The organism is Rhizobium sp. LjRoot258 (assembly GCF_964254185.1).
Classification (GTDB): Bacteria; Pseudomonadota; Alphaproteobacteria; order Rhizobiales; family Rhizobiaceae; genus Rhizobium.
Genome location: NZ_CAXUST020000001.1, coordinates 261,073 through 279,957, shown reverse-complemented (window position 1 = coordinate 279,957; position 18,885 = coordinate 261,073). Strand labels below are relative to the sequence as shown.

21 protein-coding genes are annotated in these 18,885 nt (G+C 60.4%); 6 read left to right on the top strand and 15 right to left on the bottom strand.

All coding sequences use genetic code 11. The annotated features are described in order from the left end of the window. Positions 1–2: 2 nt before the first annotated feature. From flgC to flgF, 5 genes are all read right to left on the bottom strand, one after another. Positions 3–419, bottom strand: coding sequence for a flagellar basal body rod protein FlgC (flgC, locus tag ACSQ9D_RS01405; RefSeq protein ID WP_037114251.1), 417 nt, complete (start codon positions 417–419; stop codon positions 3–5). A 4-nt stretch (positions 420–423) separates the two neighbouring features. Then, complete coding sequence (gene flgB, locus ACSQ9D_RS01400; protein ID WP_024313024.1) at positions 424–816, bottom strand: flagellar basal body rod protein FlgB; 393 nt, start codon at positions 814–816, stop codon at positions 424–426. Between the two features lie 174 nt (positions 817–990). Continuing rightward, the gene (locus tag ACSQ9D_RS01395) at positions 991–1,542 is read right to left on the bottom strand and encodes a flagellar protein (protein WP_436280859.1); all 552 of its coding nucleotides are present in this window, start codon (positions 1,540–1,542) and stop codon (positions 991–993) included. A gap of 11 nt (positions 1,543–1,553) precedes the next feature. Further along, the gene (gene fliI, locus ACSQ9D_RS01390) at positions 1,554–2,945 is read right to left on the bottom strand and encodes a flagellar protein export ATPase FliI (protein ID WP_436280858.1); all 1,392 of its coding nucleotides are present in this window, start codon (positions 2,943–2,945) and stop codon (positions 1,554–1,556) included. Positions 2,946–2,959: 14 nt separating this feature from the next. After that, the gene (gene flgF / locus ACSQ9D_RS01385; protein WP_436280857.1) at positions 2,960–3,694 is read right to left on the bottom strand and encodes a flagellar basal-body rod protein FlgF; all 735 of its coding nucleotides are present in this window, start codon (positions 3,692–3,694) and stop codon (positions 2,960–2,962) included. Positions 3,695–3,944: 250 nt separating this feature from the next. Here flgF and motA point away from each other — a divergent pair, with 250 nt between their 5' ends. From motA to ACSQ9D_RS01355, 6 genes are all read left to right on the top strand, one after another. After that, positions 3,945–4,817 carry a flagellar motor stator protein MotA gene (gene motA, locus ACSQ9D_RS01380; protein ID WP_024313028.1) on the top strand — a complete coding sequence of 291 codons (873 nt, stop codon included), beginning with the start codon at positions 3,945–3,947 and terminating at the stop codon, positions 4,815–4,817. 6 nt (positions 4,818–4,823) lie between these two features. Then, positions 4,824–5,762, top strand: coding sequence for a FliM/FliN family flagellar motor switch protein (locus ACSQ9D_RS01375; protein WP_436280856.1), 939 nt, complete (start codon positions 4,824–4,826; stop codon positions 5,760–5,762). 64 nt (positions 5,763–5,826) lie between these two features. Beyond that, positions 5,827–6,411 carry a flagellar motor switch protein FliN gene (gene fliN, locus ACSQ9D_RS01370; RefSeq protein ID WP_436280855.1) on the top strand — a complete coding sequence of 195 codons (585 nt, stop codon included), beginning with the start codon at positions 5,827–5,829 and terminating at the stop codon, positions 6,409–6,411. A 29-nt stretch (positions 6,412–6,440) separates the two neighbouring features. After that, on the top strand, positions 6,441–7,481 hold the full coding sequence (fliG, locus tag ACSQ9D_RS01365; RefSeq protein WP_024313031.1) for a flagellar motor switch protein FliG: 1,041 nt from the start codon (positions 6,441–6,443) through the stop codon (positions 7,479–7,481). A 128-nt stretch (positions 7,482–7,609) separates the two neighbouring features. Further along, positions 7,610–8,689: a flagellar biosynthesis protein FlhB gene (flhB, locus tag ACSQ9D_RS01360; protein WP_436280854.1), complete on the top strand. Its 1,080-nt coding sequence runs from the start codon at positions 7,610–7,612 to the stop codon at positions 8,687–8,689. A 4-nt stretch (positions 8,690–8,693) separates the two neighbouring features. Beyond that, positions 8,694–9,134 (top strand): hypothetical protein, encoded by a 441-nt coding sequence (locus tag ACSQ9D_RS01355; RefSeq protein WP_072371011.1) that lies wholly within the window; start codon positions 8,694–8,696, stop codon positions 9,132–9,134. Positions 9,135–9,154: 20 nt separating this feature from the next. Here the strand turns inward: ACSQ9D_RS01355 and visR are convergent, their stop codons facing one another. The 10 genes from visR to ACSQ9D_RS01305 all read right to left on the bottom strand — a co-directional run bounded on the left by visR (position 9,155) and on the right by ACSQ9D_RS01305 (position 18,872). Beyond that, positions 9,155–9,901, bottom strand: coding sequence for a transcriptional regulator VisR (gene visR / locus ACSQ9D_RS01350; RefSeq protein ID WP_436280853.1), 747 nt, complete (start codon positions 9,899–9,901; stop codon positions 9,155–9,157). 12 nt (positions 9,902–9,913) lie between these two features. Then, positions 9,914–10,660 carry a transcriptional regulator VisN gene (gene visN / locus ACSQ9D_RS01345; protein ID WP_436280852.1) on the bottom strand — a complete coding sequence of 249 codons (747 nt, stop codon included), beginning with the start codon at positions 10,658–10,660 and terminating at the stop codon, positions 9,914–9,916. Positions 10,661–11,032: 372 nt separating this feature from the next. Next, positions 11,033–12,724 (bottom strand): flagellar basal-body MS-ring/collar protein FliF, encoded by a 1,692-nt coding sequence (fliF, locus tag ACSQ9D_RS01340; RefSeq protein ID WP_436280851.1) that lies wholly within the window; start codon positions 12,722–12,724, stop codon positions 11,033–11,035. A 108-nt stretch (positions 12,725–12,832) separates the two neighbouring features. Continuing rightward, positions 12,833–13,225: a chemotaxis protein CheT gene (cheT, locus tag ACSQ9D_RS01335; RefSeq protein ID WP_436280850.1), complete on the bottom strand. Its 393-nt coding sequence runs from the start codon at positions 13,223–13,225 to the stop codon at positions 12,833–12,835. A gap of 17 nt (positions 13,226–13,242) precedes the next feature. Next, entirely contained in the window at positions 13,243–13,797 is a 555-nt protein-coding gene (gene cheD / locus ACSQ9D_RS01330; protein ID WP_037114299.1) for a chemoreceptor glutamine deamidase CheD, read from the bottom strand. After that, positions 13,794–14,183 (bottom strand): response regulator, encoded by a 390-nt coding sequence (locus tag ACSQ9D_RS01325; protein ID WP_007530058.1) that lies wholly within the window; start codon positions 14,181–14,183, stop codon positions 13,794–13,796. Before ACSQ9D_RS01325 ends, cheD begins: the two co-directional genes overlap by 4 nt. Beyond that, a complete protein-coding gene (cheB, locus tag ACSQ9D_RS01320) occupies positions 14,183–15,226 on the bottom strand; it encodes a protein-glutamate O-methylesterase CheB (RefSeq protein ID WP_436280849.1) in 1,044 nt (347 codons plus the stop codon). The genes ACSQ9D_RS01325 and cheB overlap by 1 nt, the downstream gene beginning before the upstream one ends. Next, the gene (gene cheR / locus ACSQ9D_RS01315; protein WP_037114304.1) at positions 15,223–16,134 is read right to left on the bottom strand and encodes a protein-glutamate O-methyltransferase CheR; all 912 of its coding nucleotides are present in this window, start codon (positions 16,132–16,134) and stop codon (positions 15,223–15,225) included. Before cheR ends, cheB begins: the two co-directional genes overlap by 4 nt. Continuing rightward, positions 16,131–16,598 carry a chemotaxis protein CheW gene (locus ACSQ9D_RS01310; protein WP_018117028.1) on the bottom strand — a complete coding sequence of 156 codons (468 nt, stop codon included), beginning with the start codon at positions 16,596–16,598 and terminating at the stop codon, positions 16,131–16,133. Before ACSQ9D_RS01310 ends, cheR begins: the two co-directional genes overlap by 4 nt. A gap of 3 nt (positions 16,599–16,601) precedes the next feature. Further along, the gene (locus ACSQ9D_RS01305) at positions 16,602–18,872 is read right to left on the bottom strand and encodes a chemotaxis protein CheA (protein ID WP_436280848.1); all 2,271 of its coding nucleotides are present in this window, start codon (positions 18,870–18,872) and stop codon (positions 16,602–16,604) included. Between the last annotated feature and the right edge of the window lie 13 nt (positions 18,873–18,885).

Below are 18,885 nucleotides of genomic sequence, written 5' to 3'. Positions count from 1 at the left end.
TGTTATTGGCTCTTCAGTAGATCGATCGTTGCCGAGATCAGGTCGCGGGATTGCTTGATGGTCTGCAGGTTGGCGTCGTAGGAGCGGTTGGCTTCCCGCATGTCGGCCATCTCGACCAGCATGTTGACGTTCGGAAGCTTGACCACGCCCTTTTCATCCGCAGCCGGATTGCTGGGGTCGTATTCGGTGATGAACTTGGATTCATCCTCCCCGAGCTTCTTGACGTTGACCGTGGTGACGCCATTGGCACGATCCACGGCTTCCCCGAAGGTGACCGTCTTGCGGCGATAGGGATCGGCGCCGGGCGTGTCGCCGGTCGAGCGGGCGTTGGCAATGTTTTCGGACACGATGCGCAGGCGCGTCGATTGCGCCTCGAGTCCCGATCCTGCGATTTTGAGTGCCGCTGACAAAGGATCCATGATCTTAGCTCTTCACCGTCATCAGCATCATGCGGTTGAACGAGCTCACCAGCGAGGTGTTCAGATCGTATTGACGCTTGATTTCACCGGACTTGGAAAGTTCCTCGGCAAGGCCGACCGTGTTGCCGGATTCCTGGACGCCGATCTCCTGATCGAGGGCTGCATCCTTGACGTCGATCTCACTCTTCGTGCCCAGATCGTTGCCGGTCAGGTGCGCAGCATTGGTGCGCGCCATGTTAATGTCCGACTTATCGAGGGCCGCCTGGAAGGGCGTGATGTCCTTGGCGCGGTATTTCGGCGTGTTCGCGTTCGCGATGTTGCCGGCAACAACCTCCTGACGGATCGTCAGCCATTCGGCCTGCCGCGAGGCCAAGTCGAAAAGTTGAATCGGTTGCATGGGAACTCTCCGTTTTTTACTGAGGCGAACCTACGGCGGTAATCTTGCGTCAGACTTACGGAGAATGCGGCCCGGAAATCCGGGCCTCGTCGGGCCCTGCCCCCAGAATGCAGAGAAGGCTCCGACCGTATCCGGTGGAGCCTTCGACTGAGCCGCTGCGCGCCGGGCACGCGCTCAATTGTGCTGGTAGACATCGCCCCTGGAGGTGATGATGACCCATTTGCCATCGCGCTCCTCCAGTGTCGCCAGCCGGCTTTCGTCCGGCAGGATCGATCCGACACGCACGACGTACATTCCTGATGTGTCTTCGATCAGGGCGCGGCCATTTGCGACGTGGAGAAGGCGAAAACCCGATTTTCCGGGAAACGGCTGGTCTTCAGCCGGCGCGCCCTTGTCGTCTTCCCTGCCGATACTGGAAACCGTCGCCGTCGTCAGCGGATCGACCGGGATCTCAGGCTTCCTTTCGTGTTGGTTCTTGTTGGCCATCGCGAGGGGCGAGACGCTGAAGACGTTCCGCGCCGGCCAGTCCGGAAGGTCGCGCGTCCGGTCACCCTGCGCAACATTGATGCCGAACTTGTCTTCGTTGAAGAAGACGTACCACGGAAAGAACGCGGACGCTCCCGCCAGCATAAGGCCGGCGATCGTCAGAACGCGGTCGAGAAAGACGGTTTTGCGCCGCAGAGGCTTCAGCGGGGCGATCTTCTCATCGTCGTCGAAATCGGTCACGTCGCGCCTTTCTACCTGCGGATATTCGGCTGGCCGCCGATGCCGGCGGCGGCCTTCAGGGCGCCAGCCAGATCGGCAAAGGCATCCTGCGAATCGACGTCGCCCGGGGACTGTTTCAAAACATCGTAAATAATCGGTACCTGCTTGACCGCCATATCAAGATCAGGGTCGGCGCCCAGTCGGTAACCGCCAATCAGGCGAAGGTCGCGTGTCTCCTCGAAGCGGTGGATGAGCGTCTTGAGGCGCGACACCAGCTTTTCCTGATCCGGGGTCCAGGCCCTGCGCGCCAGGCGCGAGATCGAGGCCAGCGGATCGATCGGTGGGTAGCGTCCCTCCTCCGCCAGACTACGCTGCAGGACGATGTGGCCGTCCAGAATGCCGCGCGTCGAATCGGCGATCGGGTCGTTGTGGTTGTCGCCATCGACCAGGATCGAGATGATCGCGGTGATCGTCCCCGTGCCTTCGGGGCCCGGACCCGCACGCTCCAGCAGCCGCGGCAACTCGGTGAAAACGGAAGCGGGATAGCCGCGCGCGATCGGCGGCTCACCGGACGCGGTCGCGACCTCCCGGATGGCATGGGCAAATCGGGTGACGCTATCAACGATCAGTAGCACGTTGTCGCCCTGGTCGCGGAAATGCTCGGCGATGGTGACGGCAGTCAGCGGAGCCATCTTGCGCAGCATCGGGCTCTCATCACTCGTTGCAACAACGGCGATCGCCTTCCTCATGTTGGCCCCAAGCGTATCTTCGATGAATTCGCGGACTTCGCGGCCGCGTTCGCCGACCAGTGCGATCACGACCTTGTCGAAGGCGTCGGCGCGCGCCAGCATGGAGAGCAGCGTCGATTTGCCGACGCCTGAGCCGGCGAAAATGCCAAGGCGCTGGCCGAGGCAGAGCGGCGAGAAAATGTCGATGGCGCGAACGCCTGTCTTGAAGCCTTTCTCCACACGCTTTCGCGTCATGGATGGCGGCGCGGTGTTCGAAATCGAACGGCGGCCGAGGCCTTCGACGATGGGACCCAGGCCATCGATCGGCTCGCACAGCGAGTTGATCGTGCGTCCGCACCAGCTGTCGGACGGCGAAATGCGAAAGGCACCCTTGCGAATGACCGTATCATGGATGCCGATCGGCTCGCCCGGCTCTATCGGGCAAACGTAGGTCAATTCAGGCTCGACGCGGACGACCTCGCCGAGGTGGATCCCGGTCGACGACTTGTGCGCCACGAATTCGCCGAGCCTGACATGGCGCGAGAGGCCGGTCACGGTGTAGTGGCCGGCGGCGATTGTCTGCACATGGCCGCCAGGGGCGACCAGGAACTCGGGGTTGGAATAGCGCGAGACGAGCCCGGCGAGGTGCGCGAGCTTCGGCGAGAGATCGGCTTCGGTGAGCGGCATGTTGCCCATGTGTCAGACCTCGGCTAGCGGCTGCCGCCGAGCGTCTTGATCGCTTCACTGAACGAAGCCTCGCTGTCCTTCGAGAGCGAGGTCACGCTCTCGAAGGCGCGATTGACTTCGATCAGCTGCGTGATTTCGCGCATGGCGTTGACGTTGGAATTTTCGAGGTAGCCCTGCTGCACGCCGACATTGAAGCGATCGGTGACAGCACGCGGCTGCTCGGTGGTCATGATGCCGCTGTTCTCATAGCGCAGATAGCCCTTGCTGATATCCGCCTCGAAAAGACCCAGCGAACCAACCTGCTTGCCGTCTTGATAGATCAATCCGTCAGCGCCGACTTTCGGTTCGCCCGCGGCCTTGCTGAGCGTGATCGGCGCTCCGCCGGCATCGAGAACCGGATAACCGCGGATCGAAACCAGCTCACCGTTTTCCTTCATCGTGAAGCGGCCATCCTTGGTCAGAACCTTGCCGGCCGGCGTATCCACCGAGAACCAGGCATCGCCCTTGATCGCGAAGTCGAGCATGTTTCCGGTGTGCTCGAGCTCGCCGCTGTCACCCGACAGATAGTCGTTGCCCTGCGAAACATAGGCGATCTTGGCGTTGATCTTGTTGCCGGTCTCACCGAGCATCTCGTCGAACTTCACCTCCGTTGCGCGGAAGCCAGTCGTGTTCACGTTCGCCATATTGTCGGCGATGGTGGTGAGGCGACGTTCGAGTGCGATCTGCGACGACAACGAAACATAAAGACCAGATTGCATCCCGATAGGCTCCTGCATTGGCGATGAACGGTACGAAATCCGGGTGTTTGCAGTCGGTTGGACCACGGATCTCGCTGAGGCGGCATCTCAGAAACAGGCACGGATGCCCATTCGTCACCGTCAAGCTGACAGCAAATGCTTGCGCGAAGCTGGCATGGAAAAGCTTGATTTGCAGGGGCAATCATCAGCCTCACGCAAGCCAGCAGCCCTATCCCTTGGGTTGAAAATAACGATCAGGTTTGGACTGACGATGAATATCATTATCGGATTTGTGATTACCTGCGGCTGCATCATCGGCAGCTTCATGGCGATGGGCGGCCATGTGGAGGCGCTTTGGCAGCCTTTCGAGCTCGTCATCATCGGCGGTGCCGGCCTGGGCAGCTTCGTCATGGGCAACCCGATGAAGGTCGTGAAGGATTCCGGCAAGGCGCTTGGGGAAGCCTTCAAGCACACGGTCCCGAAGGAACGGAATTATCTCGATACGCTTGGTGTTCTCTATTCCCTGATGCGCGACCTTCGTACGAAGTCGCGCAACGAGATCGAGGCACATATCGACAATCCGGCCGAATCCTCGATCTTCCAATCCGCTCCGACGATCCTCAAGAACAAGGAACTGACGGCATTCATCTGTGATTACGTCCGCCTGATCATCATCGGCAATGCCCGTTCGCATGAGATCGAGGCGCTGATGGACGAAGAGATCAACACCATCCTGCACGACAAGATGAAGCCCTATCACGCCATCCAGATCATGGGCGACGCCTTCCCCGCAATCGGTATCGTCGCGGCCGTTCTCGGCGTCATCAAGGCGATGGCACACATCAACGATTCGCCTGAAGTTCTCGGCCACCTGATCGGCTCGGCGCTCGTCGGCACCTTCCTTGGCATTCTCCTGTCCTATTGTGTGTGTTCGCCGATCGTTTCCCAGATCAAGATCGTCCGCAACAAGCAGCATCGCCTCTATGTCATCGTCAAGCAGACGTTGCTTGCCTACATGAACGGCTCCGTGCCGCAAGTTGCCCTCGAGTACGGTCGCAAGACGATCTCGGCCTATGAGCGTCCTTCGATCGACGCAGTCGAGCAGGAAATGATGAACCCCGGCGGCGAGAACAAGGCGGCGTAAACGGTCATGAACGCTACCCTCAAGAAACCCCTTATGGACGAAGCCCTTCTTGCCAAGCTGACCGGCAGACTCGGCGACAAGGCCACCATCGAGAAGATCTGCAGCGCATTCGGCGATGTCTATACGGCCTTCCTGCCCGACATCATCAAAAGCGAGACCAACCTCGACGTCGACGTGGCCTATCTCGGCTGTGACAGCGGACACAAGAACGACCTCGTCGCCGATCTTGGCGGCAACACGACGCTTGTCGATGCGACGCTCCGCAACTGGTCGCAGAACATCACGCTCGCCTGCGGCAACAGCTTCGTCATCACGCTCATGGAGCATCTGCTCGGTGCGTCCGCCGAGACGGTCGAGCAGCCGGCCGACCGCCTGCTGTCCGTGATCGAGCTCGAGCTTGCGGTCATGGTCTTCGACAAGATCGCCAATGTTCTTCGCTCGGCAGTGAACGCGCCTGGCGGCTTCGAGCCGGCCCTGGAATTTCCCTACGCGTTCGAAACGCGTGCCAAGCCGGCCGAAGACAAGCCCGACGAGTTTGCGGCCGCGATCAACATGTCGATCACGCTTTCCGGCATTACCTCGGATTTCTCGCTGATCGTTCCCCAAGCTGCTCTGCTGAAGACGAGCGTGACGGCTCCGAAGGCCAAGGGGCAGTCAGCAAAATCGTCTGAATGGAGCGATCAACTCAGCGAGCAGGTGCGCCGCTCGCAGGTAACGCTCAACGCCAAGATCCGTCTGCAAGACCTGACGCTGCGGACCATTTCGAAGCTTGCGGCTGGCGATGTCATCCCCTTCTACGATCGCGGCGACGTCCGCGTCGAAGTGAGTGCCAACAGCAAAGAATTGTACATCTGCGAGTTTGGACGTTCGGGCGAGAATTACACCGTCCGGGTGAAGGATACGATCAACTCGGATGACGATCTCATCCGCCACTTGATGAATTAGCCCATTTTCCAAGCGGGCTGCCGCACGGCAGCCTGAGGCAAGTTTCAACTGGAATAGTGATTTCATGGCGACGAAGAAGACACCCAAGAACAGCGACCTTTCAATGGAGCTCCCGGGCAACGAGGCCGAGCTTGATCAGGCCATCGATGACCTGCGCGGCGTCCTGAAGACCGACGCGGAAGGCGGCCTGCCGGACTTCGCCGACGAGAGTGACGCTTTCAGCGGCAGCACCGATCTATCCACCTTTGGCGGCGATTTCGATGACGCGGCCGAGGAGCCTGCGTTCGCAGGCGGCGATTTCGGCACGGCCTCCGACTTTGGCGGCTCTTCCGATTTCGGTGACGCCTCCTTTGGTGCGGTCGCTTCCGAACCGGCGCCGCTTGGCAGCGCCATGCAGTCGAACCTCGACCTGATCATGGACATCCCGATCGACGTCCAGATCATGCTCGGCAGCAGCCGCATGCAGGTCGCCGGCCTGATGAACCTGAACGAAGGCGCAACCATCGCGCTCGACAAGAAGATCGGTGAGCCGGTCGAAATCATGGTGAACGGCCGCAAGATTGCTCGCGGCGAGATCACCGTTCTGGAAAACGACGACACGCGTTTCGGCGTCAAGCTGATAGAAGTTTTGAGTACGAAAAAAGCCTGATCCCGGTGCAGGGACGGAGAGGTTAGACCATGATGGACTTTGACGATTTCGGCGGCGCTCTTGCCGAGAAACCGTTGACCCAGGCTGAAAAGGCGGCGGCCGTTCTCCTCGCTATGGGGAAAGGGGTCGCCGGCAGGCTATTGAAGTATTTCACGCAGGCCGAGCTGCAGACGATCATCGGATCGGCGCAAACGCTGCGTGCGATCCCGCCCGATGAACTGCTTGGGCTTGTGGCCGAATTCGAGGACCTGTTCACCGAGGGTGCGGGTCTCATGGACAACGCCAAGGCAATTGAGAGCATCCTCGAAGAGGGTCTGACCCCCGACGAAGTCGACAGCCTCCTCGGCCGTCGCACCACCTTCCAGGCCTACGAGACGTCGATCTGGGATCGTCTCGGCGAAGGCGACCCGGCTTTCATCGGCAAGTTCCTCCTGCGCGAACATCCGCAGACGGTTGCCTATATTCTCTCCATGATGCCATCCTCGTTCGGCGCCAAGGTCCTGATGCAGATTCCGGACGGTCGCCGCGCGGACATCATGAACCGTACCGTCAACCTCAAGTCCGTCAGTCCCAAGGCCGCGCAGATCATCGAGAAGCAGGTGATGACCCTGTTGACCGAGATCGACGCCGAGAAGAATTCGATCGGCTCGACGAAGGTTGCCGAGCTGATGAACGAGATGGACAAGCCGCAGGTCGATACCCTGCTCACCTCGCTCGAATCGATCAGCCGCGAATCGGTCAACAAGGTCCGTCCGAAGATCTTCCTCTTCGACGACCTGATGCTCATGCCGCAGCGCAGCCGCGTGATGCTGCTGAACGACATCTCATCCGACATCCTCACCATGGCGTTGCGCGGCTCGGCGGCCGAAATGCGCGAGGCGGTGCTCGCCTCGATCAGCCCGCGCCAGCGCCGCATGATCGAATCGGATCTGCAGAGCGGAACGGCCGGCATCAATCCGCGCGAAATCGCCATCGCGCGGCGCGCCATTGCCCAGGAAGCGATTCGCCTGGCAAATTCCGGACAAATCCAGCTCAAGGAGACCGAGGGCGAAGGCTCCGCAGCGGCCTAAACCGCTGTTGTTGTGCACGAAGCCGCGCCCTCCCACCGCCGTGGTTGATCGCGGCTGCAAAAGGGAGATACCCTTCCGGAAAGGCCGCGCCCTGGCGCGGCCGTTTCTTTTGATGGAGGGCCTCGGCCTTGGCCGACGACGACAAGGACAGCAAAACAGAAGACCCGACGGCGAAAAAGAAAAGCGACGCTGCCGAGAAAGGCAACCTGCCGTTTTCGCGCGAGGTGCCGCTTTTTGCCACCGTGCTTGCCACCTTCGTCTACATCATCTTCTTCCTGCCGGACGGGCTCAGCAAGGTCGGCGAGGCGCTGAAGGACATTTTCGAGCAGCCAGACCAATGGAAGCTCGAAACCGGGCCGGATGCGCTTTCCCTTTTCGTTCACCTGGGGTGGGTTTCGGCGGCATTGCTCGCACCTGCCTTCATCCTGTTCATGGTGTTTGGCGTCGTCGCGTCCATCTCGCAGAACCTGCCGACGCCGGTGCTCGAGCGCATACGGCCACAATTTTCGCGTATTTCGATCGCCAAGGGATGGTCGCGGCTGTTCAGCCTGCCCGGCCTCGTTGAGTTCGGCAAGTCGCTGACGAAGATCGTGATCGTTGGCGTCGTCATGTTCTTTGTGCTGAAAAGCGAATACTTCAGCGCAATCGACGCGATGTTCTCCGACCCGCAGACGATCTTCACGCGCATGATGACGTCGATGCAGAAGATCACCATCGTCGTCCTGATTGCCACCGCGGTCGTGGCGATCGCCGACTTCTTCTGGACGCGCTATCACTGGTTCACCGAACTGAAGATGACGCGACACGAGATCAAGGAAGAAAACAAGCAGTCGCAGGGCGACCCCTTCGTCAAGAGCCGCCAGCGCTCGGTGATGCGCGATCGTGCCCGCCGCCGCATGATCGCCAACGTCGACCGCGCCACGCTTGTGATCGCCAACCCGACGCACTTTGCCGTCGCCCTGCGCTACGTGCGAGAGGAAAATGACGCGCCTGTCGTCGTCGCCAAGGGTCAGGATCTAATTGCATTGAAAATCCGAGAGATCGCGGAAAAGAACGGCATTCCCGTTTTCGAAGACCCGCCTCTCGCGCGCTCCATGTTTGCGCAAGTCTCGGTCGATAGTGTCATACCGTCTGTATTCTATAAGGCAGTCGCAGAACTCATCCATCGGGTCTACGCGACGCAAGCCAAGAACAAACGGGTAAGATAGCCGAATGAAAAAATGCCCCTACTCTACCCAGCGTGAAAAAATCCTGGCTGAAGCAATCAGCCCTGTGGCCACGGAATTGCGGCTTCTGGACGCTTCGGACCTCATCTCTCTTCTGCGCTTCGAGTACTACGGCAATCTTTCCGATCTGGTATCGTCAGCCGCCGAGCTTTTCTTCCATCCCGGCACGGTCAATTTCGGCCATGGCGGCAGCTATACGCTGGAGTGGGGCGGCAAGCCCGAAGTGGTGATCGACCTCGAAATCAAGCCGCGCGGCGTCACGATCTATGCGCAGCTCACGCTTGCCGAGGAGCATGCCGGTATCGAGATCAACCACATCGCCTTCCAAAGTCCGTCGACGGACCCGGACGAAAACACCGCTGTTCTCGAGCAGAGCCTTCGCGACGCACGCTATAACGTCGAGCCATTGCGGGCATTGGCGGGCTAAAGCACCCGCGCGCCTTCTCGTCAGCTTATGTATCCGAGGCGAATGGCCTTCGCGATCGCCTGGATTCGGTTGACCGAATCCAGCTTGATCGTTGCCGAACCAAGATAGGCGTTGACGGTATGCACGGAGAGGCCGAGCTTCTCTGCAATCTCTTCGCTGATGCGTCCGTCGCCGGCAAGCTGCAGGCAGGCAAGCTCGCGTTCGCTGAGGGCTTCGGCCGCCGCCACACGGCGCTCGTCGAGCGAGAGCAGGTCGATCATGATCTGGCAGGACCGCGCGTGCAGCTCAACGATCATATCGCTCGCCGGTTCAAGATCGTCGCCGGTGAAGACAACGAAGCCGTTGCCGATGGCGCCTAGGCGCACCGGGAACGCCATGCCGGAGAACGGAGCCAGGCCGTCCGTGAGGCGCGCCATGAAGGGAGCGATGCTTGCGGGCCGTGGGGGGGCGCGATCGAGGCCCCCAGCCCACACAACGGGCAGAAGCGACTTCTCGATATGATCAAGCAGCGCTTCGCCATGGGCGTCGATGAACGCCCGGCTGAAGCCACTGTTGACAGAACCCCAATTCTCCAGTTCGCAAACCAGGCGCTGCTTTGCCGGGACACCGGCGGCGCTGATACGGTAGACCGCGAAATTCTGGGCGTAGGCGAGCTTCTGCATGCCGATCAGGCGCGGGAACAGGTCAGACCGGCTCGCCACCTTGTTGACTCGCACGCCGCGCATCGTTTCCGAATTTCCCATCGATCTACCGGATGGCTGCCCCATAACGCCGTCCCCTTAGACGAGATTGTTCCTCACCGCGAATGCGATGGCTTCAGAACGAGTCTTCGTAGCCGTCTTTCGCATGACACTGGTGATGTAGTTGTTGATCGTGTTGCGGGAGATGCCGAGGATCATCGCAATCTCGTCGCTCGTCTTTCCCTCGGCGATCCAGAAAAGGCACTCCAGTTCCCGATCGGTCAATTCGAAGTCCCGGTCAGTCTTGGTGGCACCGCATTGCAGGAAGCTGGCGAAATAGGCCGCCAGAAGCCCCACGTCCCGCAACCGCTCCTGCGACAGGATGAACCCATCATCAAACAGGAACATCAGCACGAGGCGGGAGCGGCCGATATTGAACATCAGCGAACAGAATTGGCGGCTGGCGCCATCAGGGGCGTCCGCCGTATCCGGCAGGAGGGCGAAATGCGGCTTGAAGAGCTGCATGCACTTTTCGAGTTCCGTCGCCCGGGCGAAGCCGCCGACGAAGGCATGCGCCAGATTGGTGACGAGATCGAACGGCCAGTCCGAGGAGACCACGAAATCGAGGCCCGCCTCCTGCACTAGGTCCGCTCGCGCCAACAGATAGTGCGAAGCGCCGACATAATCCGTCAACGCGCGGAGACCCGGCTGCAACCGTCCCGTGTTCGCAATCTCGCAGAGCTGCGCGATCAACTCGTCACGCGAGGAAAGGTTTGTCGCTGCGATGCCAACGAAGTTTGCCTTGTGCGCATCGCTCTTGAGAGCCTGCAATATATGCATGTCCATTGGCAAAACCCTGCGGCTGTGAACCACTAAGACAGAAGCTTGATCCGCACGCTCCTGAACAAACTACGACCTCTCCGCGAATCACCCAAGATTACGGTAGGTGGCAAAATCCACCATCTCCGAGTTCTTGGGATTTACATACTCTGCATTTCGTGCGCTGATTCGCACGCAAATTCCGCTTGTTAAGGAATTCTTAAATTAAAGTGATTCGGGGAATTCTGACAATACGATTCGCGTAAAACGCGTGGCCATATCAGCCCCGTGTCAAGCCTATCCTCAGAAATCTTCATGCGCGCGTCCGAGCGATAGCAATCCGACCGGATCGCCGTGCAGCAAATGGGCGAAGAAAAAGGCCGGTTGCCCGGCCTCTTACTATGCTGCGTTGTCGACCGCCCATTTTCTGAGGATTTTCGCGGCGCGCTCCTCGTTGATCTCGACCATGCGCGCCAGTTTGCGTTCCGGGCCTTCCTTGACGCGACGGTTGAAGTTGCCGTCGTCGTCACCAAGGCTGAGCAGGTCCTCGGTGCTGTCGAAGCCGAAGTCGGAGCCGAAGCCATCCATGAGCGCGCCACCTGCGCCCGCGCCTGCCGCCGGGGCGAAGTCCGGAAGTTCGAGACCGGCGCTTTCTGGCGACGTGTCGCCGATAGCCGCCACACCATTGCCCGTCACACTGCGGATCATCGGGCGGACGCCCATCCAGATCACCAGGAAGGCGACTGCGACGAAGGCGAGCGAGTTGATGATGCCTGCAAGGTTGCGGCTCAGCATATCCATCACACGGACGCCGCTACCCGTCTCCTCGAGAAGCTGGTTCTCCAGGAAGTCCATGGCCGTAACGGTCACGACGTCGCCGCGGTTGGTGCTGATGCCGGCTGCCGATGCGACAATCTTCTGCATCTCGGCGAGATAGGCATCGACCTTCGCCTGATCGGCCGGTTCGCCGACCATCTGAGCAATCCGGCCCTTGTTGACGACAACGGCGATAGAGAGCTTGTCGATCTTGTAGCTGTTGCGCGTCGTTGCCGTCGTCTTGCTGTTGATTTCGTAGTTGGTCTGCTCTTCTTTCTTGTCGGACTTGTCTTGCGATTCCGGACCGGTGGCGCCGCCGGAGTCGGGCGCTGCCTGTGGAATGTTCTGCTCAACGGTCGTGGCGTTGTCGGACTGCTTCTGCTGCGACTGAGAGGCTTCCTTGGTCGTCCGGATCGAGCGCTCGACCTTCGATTCCGGATCGTAGGTCGTTTCCTGGATCTGCTGGCTGTCGGTGTTCAATTCGGCCGTGACGCTGGAGCGGAAGTTGTCCATGCCGAGGAAGGGTGCGAGCGCCTTGTCGATGTTGGATTCAACTTCGCCCTGGACATTCTGAACGATGTTCAGCGAACGGTTCAGTGAACTATTGCTGGCCTCGTCGCCCGAAGCGAGCAACTGGCCCGCGGAATCGAGGATTGTGACGTCGCCGACGTCGAGGCCGGGAACGGCCGATGCAACAAGGTGGCGGATCGATGTCGCCGCATTGCGGCCGGCCGCGGCACTGGCGCGGATCATGACAGAGGCAGTGGGCTTCTGTTCGGCTTTGCGGAAGTTGCCGACCTCGGGCATGACGATGTGGACGCGTGCAGCGGTGATGCCCGAAATCGATTGGATCGTGCGCCCGATTTCGCCCTCAAGCGCGCGAACCCGCGTGACTTCCTGCATGAACGAGGTGAGGCCGAGCGAACCCACGTTGTCGAAGAGTTCATAGCCTGCGTTGGCGCTGTTCGGGAGACCCCGCTCGGCAAGCAGGAGCCGCGCCTTGCCGGTCATGCCGGCAGGAACAGTGATGCTGGTGCCGTCGCTTCCGACCTGAAATCCGATATTCGCCTCGGCGAGCGCCATGCTGATCTGGTTCAGATCCGGCGTATCAAGCCCGACATAAAGTGTTTCCTGAGCCGGCTTGTTGACCAAAAAGGCTGCCGCCAGGATCAGCACGACTGAAACGACACCCACGCCAGTCAGCGCCAGCAGGCGATTCCGTCCTAGCGAACTGAAGTTCTTAAAAATTTGAACTAATTGATTTAACAGATTCATTCTGTTCTCGCACGACCGTCACAGACAAAGCAGGCTTATTGCCTCATTCCGACGATAGATGCCGAAACTTGTGCGAACGTTTCGTGGGACGTGCGAGTGAAACCCGGATCAGAAGAAGTCGAAGTCTCCGGCCGCCTTCGCCAGAGGCTGAACGTTGCCATGATGCATGGCGCCGCCGAGCGCCCGCTGCATTTCGCTGAGCTTGACAAGGCTCAATGCCGTTGCGACATCGACTGCCCAGTCCTGCGGGATTTCGCCGGTGATGGTGTCGATGAACTCGGCAAGACCGCGCGTCTTCTGCACGGCAAGATCAATTCCCTGCATGACTTTCATGCTTTCCGGCGAGTTCAGCAGTTCGGCAGCGCCCCCGACTTCGAGGAGCTGTGGCTCGATCCGCTCGATCAGATAGGCAACGTCATGCAGTTCCGAGACGATGCGCATCAGGACATCGGGCAGGGACTCGGCGGGCGACGGCTGCTCTGTCATTGCATTCACAGTCATTAATAAGGTCCTCGCCCTCAGAAGAATTCGATGCTGGTTTCGACAGGTTTCTGCGGAGCGACCGGACGCTGCTCAAGCGCAACAGTTCTCTGCGTTTCCGCACCGGTGAGCGGATACTGTCGAGCGCGTCCGGACACCGGCCAGTATTCGAGCTTACGCCCGTGCTCACCACCGGTGCTTGAGCTGACGACGGGAATGCCTTCATCCTTCAGGAATTGCACAGCAAAGGCGGCGTTCTGTTCACCGACATTCGAGAATGTCGAGATCGTCTTCGCCCCACCGAAAATCTTCGCCTCCAGGCGGTCGCGGCGCGCGCCCTGCTTCAGGAGACCGTTGATCAGCAGTTCCATCAAGTGGACGCCGTAACGCGTGGCATCTCCGCCCGTCATCGGCGTGTTTCCTGTCCCCGGCAGGAGGAAATGATTCATTCCTCCAACGCCTGCCACGGGATCTCGCAGGCATGCAGCCACACACGATCCAAGGATGGTCGTCAGTACCGCATTCGGATCATTCAGGACCTTCCATTCCCCCTGGATGATATTGACGCGGCGGGCTGCAACCTCGAGATTCATTTCAATGCTCCAAATACGGCTTCGATAGCCGCCTTCATCTTCTCGATCGTGAAGGGCTTGGCGAGAACGTTGTTGGCCCCGAGCTGCGCCGCCTTCGTGACCAGCGCACGATCTCCCTGGGCCGTCAGGATGATGAAAGCCGCCTTCTTCGTCGCCGGGTTGGCACGTACGGCCTGAAGGAAGCCGAGGCCATCCATCTTCGGCATGTTGAAGTCGGAGATGACAAGATGGTGCGGCTGCTGGGTCATGATCTTCAAGCCCTGCTCGCCGTCCCCGGCAGCGGTGATCTGCTTGAAGCCGAGCTGGGTCAGCGCGTCGCTGAGCAGCAGTCGACTGGTGACCTGATCGTCGACGATCAGAACTTTGATTTTCTCTGCTATTGACATTAGTCGGTTCCTTCCTTTCGGGCGGCTGTCATTCTCAAGATTTCTTCGCCGATGCCATTCAGCGGCAACTGTTGCTCGACGGCACCGAGTTCGTAGGCAACTCTCGGCATGCCATAGACCACGCTTGTCTTTTCGTTCTGACCGAGGGTGCGCGCGCCGGAATGGCGCATCTTCAATAGACCGGCGGCGCCGTCACGTCCCATGCCGGTCAGAATCACGCCGACCGCATTGCGGCCAGCGAGTTCGGCCACCGAATCGAACAGCACATCGACGGACGGCCTGTGGCCGTTGACGGGATCACGTTCGATGAGACGGCAGCAAGGCGCATGGGCGTTGGCAACCTGCAGATGGCGTTCGCCACCTGGCGCAAGGTAGATCTTGCCGATCTCCAGACGCGCGCCGTCGGTTGCTTCCTGCACGACCGGCGCACAGAGCCGGTTGAGGCGTTCGGCAAAGCTCTTGGTGAACGTCGGCGGCATATGCTGCGTGATAACAGTCGGCGGGCAGTTTGCCGGGAATTTCTGAAGCACCGCAATCAACGCCTCGACGCCGCCGGTCGACGAACCGATCGCGACGATCTTGCGGCCGACGCGGAAGTCGGCAACAGCAGGCGGCGGGGTAGCCGGCGCAGGCTGGGTGTACTGGCGCCGCTGCGAACGGGCGGCCGCCTTTACCTTCTCGGCAAGATCGCCGAAGGGGCGCGCATCACCGGGAAGCGGCTTGCCGACGCAGTCAAATGCGCCGATCTCAAGCGCCGCCAGCGAGGCATCGGCGCCGCGATGGGTCAGCGTCGAGACCATGATGACAGGCATCGGACGCAGCCGCATGATCTTCTCGAGAAAGTCGAGGCCGTTCATATTGGGCATCTCGATATCGAGCGTCACGACATCGGGGTTGAGCTTTTTGATGGCCTCGCGCGCCTCAAGCGCATCGCCTGCCTGACCGATGACACTGACCTCCGGATCTGCGCTCAGCACAGCTGTGATGAGGCCGCGCATGGTGGCGGAGTCATCGACGACGAGAACTCGGGCTGCCGCGCTCATGCCTTCCTCCCCACGCCCTTGGTCGCGTAGCGGTAGGTCGTGATGCCGATATTGTCGAAGACATGCTTGGCGTCGCCGGAGACGCGCTCGGAATGGCCGATATAGAGATGACCGCCTTCCGGCAGCAGTTCGGCAAAGCGCGACCAGATCTTCATTTGCGTCGGCTCATCAAAGTAGATCACCACATTTCGGCAGAAGATGACGTCGAACTTGCCCTTGAACGGCCACTGGGCCATCAGGTTCAGTTCATTGTAAGTGATCAGACGCTTGACGCGATCATCGACCTGGAACTTCCGCCGTCCTTGAACCTCGACTTCGCTGAACCACTGCTTGCGCATGGCGGGCGATACCGTCTCCAGCGCGCCTTCCTCATAGGCGCCCGCTCGGGCGATCGCCAGGATCTTCGGGTCGATGTCGGTCGCCAGGATCTTGAAGTCGTAGTCGGCGACGTTGGGCATCATCGACAGAACGGTCAGCGCAATCGAATAGGGCTCCTGACCATCCGAGGAGGCAGCAGACCAGATGCGGACCCGACCGCCCATCTTGGCGCGATTCAGCAGCTCCGGCAGCACATGCTCACGCAGATGCTCGAAGTGATGGTTCTCGCGGAAGAAGCGGGTGAAGTTCGTCGTCAGATGCGACAGCATCTCGCGGCGGGGCGCTGCGCCTGCCGGTGAAGAAACGAGCGCGCAATATTCCCGAAATCCGGAAAGGCCGAGGTTGCGGATGTGCTTCGAAAGACGCGAGTAGACCAGCGACGCCTTTGTCTCGTTCAGGAAGATTCCCGCATCCGAGTAGATCATCGCAGCAATTTCCATGAGGTCGCGGCGTGTTAGCGGATATTCTCCGCTCGCCAGCACCTCGTCAGGGCTTCCCTGCCGCGTGTCTTTTGCACTCAGGACATTCATGCGGCTTCGCTTTCCGTTTCGGGGAAGATGGCTTCGAGTTCGAGCAGGCAGATCATGCGTTTATCGATCGCCAGAATGCCGCGAGCGAACTGACGCTGCAGTTCAGATGCGATTTCCGGCGTCGGCTGAACGTTATCTTCGGTAACGGTGAGAATATCGGACACGGCATCAACCAACAGACCCACGACCTTGCGGTGCACCTGAGCCACGATAATGACGTGTCGCGCTGTCGGCACGGTTGCCGGCATGCCGAGGCGAGCCGAGAGATCGATAATCGGCAGCACCGCACCACGCAGATTGATGACGCCCTTCATGTAGCCGGGCGAGTGCGGCATCGCCGTTGCCGGCGTCCAACCGCGGATCTCGCGCACCGACATGACATTCACGCAAAATTCCTGATCCCCGATGCGGAACGCAATCAGCTCGCGGTCCCCATCCTTCAGACTTTTTACGGCATATGACATAGCTTACCCCACCGCCGCCAGCGACACTTCCTGCCTCAACGCTTGACCGCGGGAAGCTCCCACGACCGCGTCGACATCCAGGATCAGCGCCACGCGGCCATCGCCGAGAATGGTTGCCGCAGCGATACCCGGAACGTGCGTGTAGTTCGCCTCAAGGCTCTTGATAACCACCTGGCGCTGGCCCTGGATCGCATCAACCATGAGGGCGCGCTGACCGCCGCCCTCGGACTCCACGAGAAGAGCAACGCCTTCGACCGGGTTTGCCTGGGTGGCACGGAAGTTCAGGATGCGACCGACATCGACCAGCGGGCAGAAGCTGTTGCGGATCGAGATCAGGCGATGGCTGGCGCCGAAGGAGTGGATCGCGGCAGCTTCCGGCTGCAGCGTTTCGACGATCGCCGTCAACGGCACGACCAGCGTCTGGCCGGCGACCGTGACGACCATGCCATCGAGAACGGCGAGTGTCAGCGGCAGGCTCATGGTGAAGACAGAGCCCTGCCCCGGCCTCGAGGTGATGTTGATGCGGCCGCCGAGCGCCTGGATCGAACGCTTGACGACGTCCATGCCGACGCCGCGACCGGAGATGTCAGAGATCTTGTCGGCTGTGGAGAAGCCCGGCAGGAAGATCAGGTTGTCGATTTCCTCATCCGTCAGATTTGCGTCGGCCGGGATCAGCTCGTTGGCGATCGCCTTCTGCTTCACCTTCTCGCGGTTGATGCCGGCGCCGTCGTCGGCCAGCTCGATCAGGATGCGGCCGGAGCGATGCTTGGCCGTCAGGCGAACCGTGCCCTCGACGTTCTTGCCGGCGGCGGCGCGCTTCTCGGGCGTTTCGATGCCGTGGTCGACTGCGTTGCGGATCATGTGCGTCAGCGGTTCGGCCAGCTTGTCGATGACCGTCTTGTCGACTTCGGTGTTCTCGCCTTCGGTGATCAGGCGGATCGTCTTGCCGGTCATGTCGGCGATTTCGCGAACGATACGCGACATGCGCTGGAAGACCGGCTTCACCGGCTGCGCGCGGATCGCCATGACCGAATCCTGGATCTCGCGGGTGAGCTGCTGCAGCTCTTCGAGGCCCATGTTGATCGACGACGTGCCGGTCGTGTCGTTTTCGATGACGCTTTGCGACAGCATCGCTTGGTTGATGACGAGCTCGCCAACGAGGTTGATGAGGCGGTCGACGCGGTCGAGATCGACACGGATCGTCTGGCCGGCGGCGGCATTGTTCTGGGCGGCAGCGGCAGCACTCGCAGCAGCAGCGGCGGCAGCGGATTCCTTCTTTTCGACGCGGGCAGCGGCGGCAGCCATCTGCGTGACGTTGGACGCGGTTTCGGCAGCAGCAACGGCAGCTGCCGCATCGGATTTCGGCTGCTCTGCCGGCGCTTCCGCAGCACCGTCATCGAGGATCGACAGATCGAAAGGAACCGGGATCATCGGCAGTTCTTCGCCGGCAGAGGCGACGGCGTTTGTCTCAGTGGCGATGACATCCAGGTCGCAATCCCACTCGGCAAATTCGAAGACCGTGCGGACCGCGTCCTCGCCCCTGTCGGTCTTGAGGGTCACGTTCCAGTAGAAATACGCCGCTTCCGGATCGACCTCGTCGAGACCGGGCAACGCATCCATGTTGCAATAGCAGCTCATCTCGCCAAGGCGGCTTAGATCGCGCAGCAGCAGCGTTGCGTCGTTGCCCTTGGAATAGAGGTCGGAGCGCGGCTTGAAGGTAATTTCGTATGTGGGCAGATCGGAGCCGGCCTCTTCCTCGCCGCTGAAGTCGTCGAAGGAGAAGGGGATCGGCTGGAAGCCGCTGTCATCGGTGGGCTTAGGCGCTGGAGCGGCGGCGACCGTCGCCGGCTTCGCGGCCGGCGCTTCCACGGCAGCCGACGGCTTGGGCAGCTCGCCGTTGGCGAGCGCTTCCAGTTCCTTGACCAGGCCGCGGCTGCGGCTTTCATCGACGCTGCCGCCGTCGCGGGCGGCGTTGGTCAGGTCGGCTAGTACGTCTGCCGACTTCAGCATGACCTTCAGGACATCCTGTGTCGGCTCAAGCTTGTTGGAACGAACGCAATCAAGTGTGGTCTCGAAGACATGCGCGAAAGCGACGAGATCGTCCAGACCGAAGGCGCCAGCGCCGCCCTTGATCGAATGGACGGCACGGAACACCGCGTTGACGGTTTCCGGATCGCGATCGCCATCATTCATTTTCAGAAGACCGGATTCCAGTTCGGCGAGCTGCTCCTCGCACTCCTGGAAAAAGATCTCTTTGATTTCGTTCATATCCATAGGCGAAAATCCT

Coding starts and splice junctions, on each gene's coding strand:
- flgC (WP_037114251.1), bottom strand. CDS start 419: ATGGATCCTTTGTCAGCGGCACTCAAAATCGCAGGATCGGGACTCGAG.
- flgB (WP_024313024.1), bottom strand. CDS start 816: ATGCAACCGATTCAACTTTTCGACTTGGCCTCGCGGCAGGCCGAATGG.
- fliI (WP_436280858.1), bottom strand. CDS start 2,945: ATGGGCAACATGCCGCTCACCGAAGCCGATCTCTCGCCGAAGCTCGCG.
- flgF (WP_436280857.1), bottom strand. CDS start 3,694: ATGCAATCTGGTCTTTATGTTTCGTTGTCGTCGCAGATCGCACTCGAA.
- motA (WP_024313028.1), top strand. CDS start 3,945: ATGAATATCATTATCGGATTTGTGATTACCTGCGGCTGCATCATCGGC.
- ACSQ9D_RS01375 (WP_436280856.1), top strand. CDS start 4,824: ATGAACGCTACCCTCAAGAAACCCCTTATGGACGAAGCCCTTCTTGCC.
- fliN (WP_436280855.1), top strand. CDS start 5,827: ATGGCGACGAAGAAGACACCCAAGAACAGCGACCTTTCAATGGAGCTC.
- fliG (WP_024313031.1), top strand. CDS start 6,441: ATGATGGACTTTGACGATTTCGGCGGCGCTCTTGCCGAGAAACCGTTG.
- ACSQ9D_RS01355 (WP_072371011.1), top strand. CDS start 8,694: ATGAAAAAATGCCCCTACTCTACCCAGCGTGAAAAAATCCTGGCTGAA.
- visR (WP_436280853.1), bottom strand. CDS start 9,901: ATGGGGCAGCCATCCGGTAGATCGATGGGAAATTCGGAAACGATGCGC.
- visN (WP_436280852.1), bottom strand. CDS start 10,660: ATGGACATGCATATATTGCAGGCTCTCAAGAGCGATGCGCACAAGGCA.
- fliF (WP_436280851.1), bottom strand. CDS start 12,724: ATGAATCTGTTAAATCAATTAGTTCAAATTTTTAAGAACTTCAGTTCG.
- cheT (WP_436280850.1), bottom strand. CDS start 13,225: ATGACTGTGAATGCAATGACAGAGCAGCCGTCGCCCGCCGAGTCCCTG.
- cheD (WP_037114299.1), bottom strand. CDS start 13,797: ATGAATCTCGAGGTTGCAGCCCGCCGCGTCAATATCATCCAGGGGGAA.
- ACSQ9D_RS01325 (WP_007530058.1), bottom strand. CDS start 14,183: ATGTCAATAGCAGAGAAAATCAAAGTTCTGATCGTCGACGATCAGGTC.
- cheB (WP_436280849.1), bottom strand. CDS start 15,226: ATGAGCGCGGCAGCCCGAGTTCTCGTCGTCGATGACTCCGCCACCATG.
- cheR (WP_037114304.1), bottom strand. CDS start 16,134: ATGAATGTCCTGAGTGCAAAAGACACGCGGCAGGGAAGCCCTGACGAG.
- ACSQ9D_RS01310 (WP_018117028.1), bottom strand. CDS start 16,598: ATGTCATATGCCGTAAAAAGTCTGAAGGATGGGGACCGCGAGCTGATT.
- ACSQ9D_RS01305 (WP_436280848.1), bottom strand. CDS start 18,872: ATGGATATGAACGAAATCAAAGAGATCTTTTTCCAGGAGTGCGAGGAG.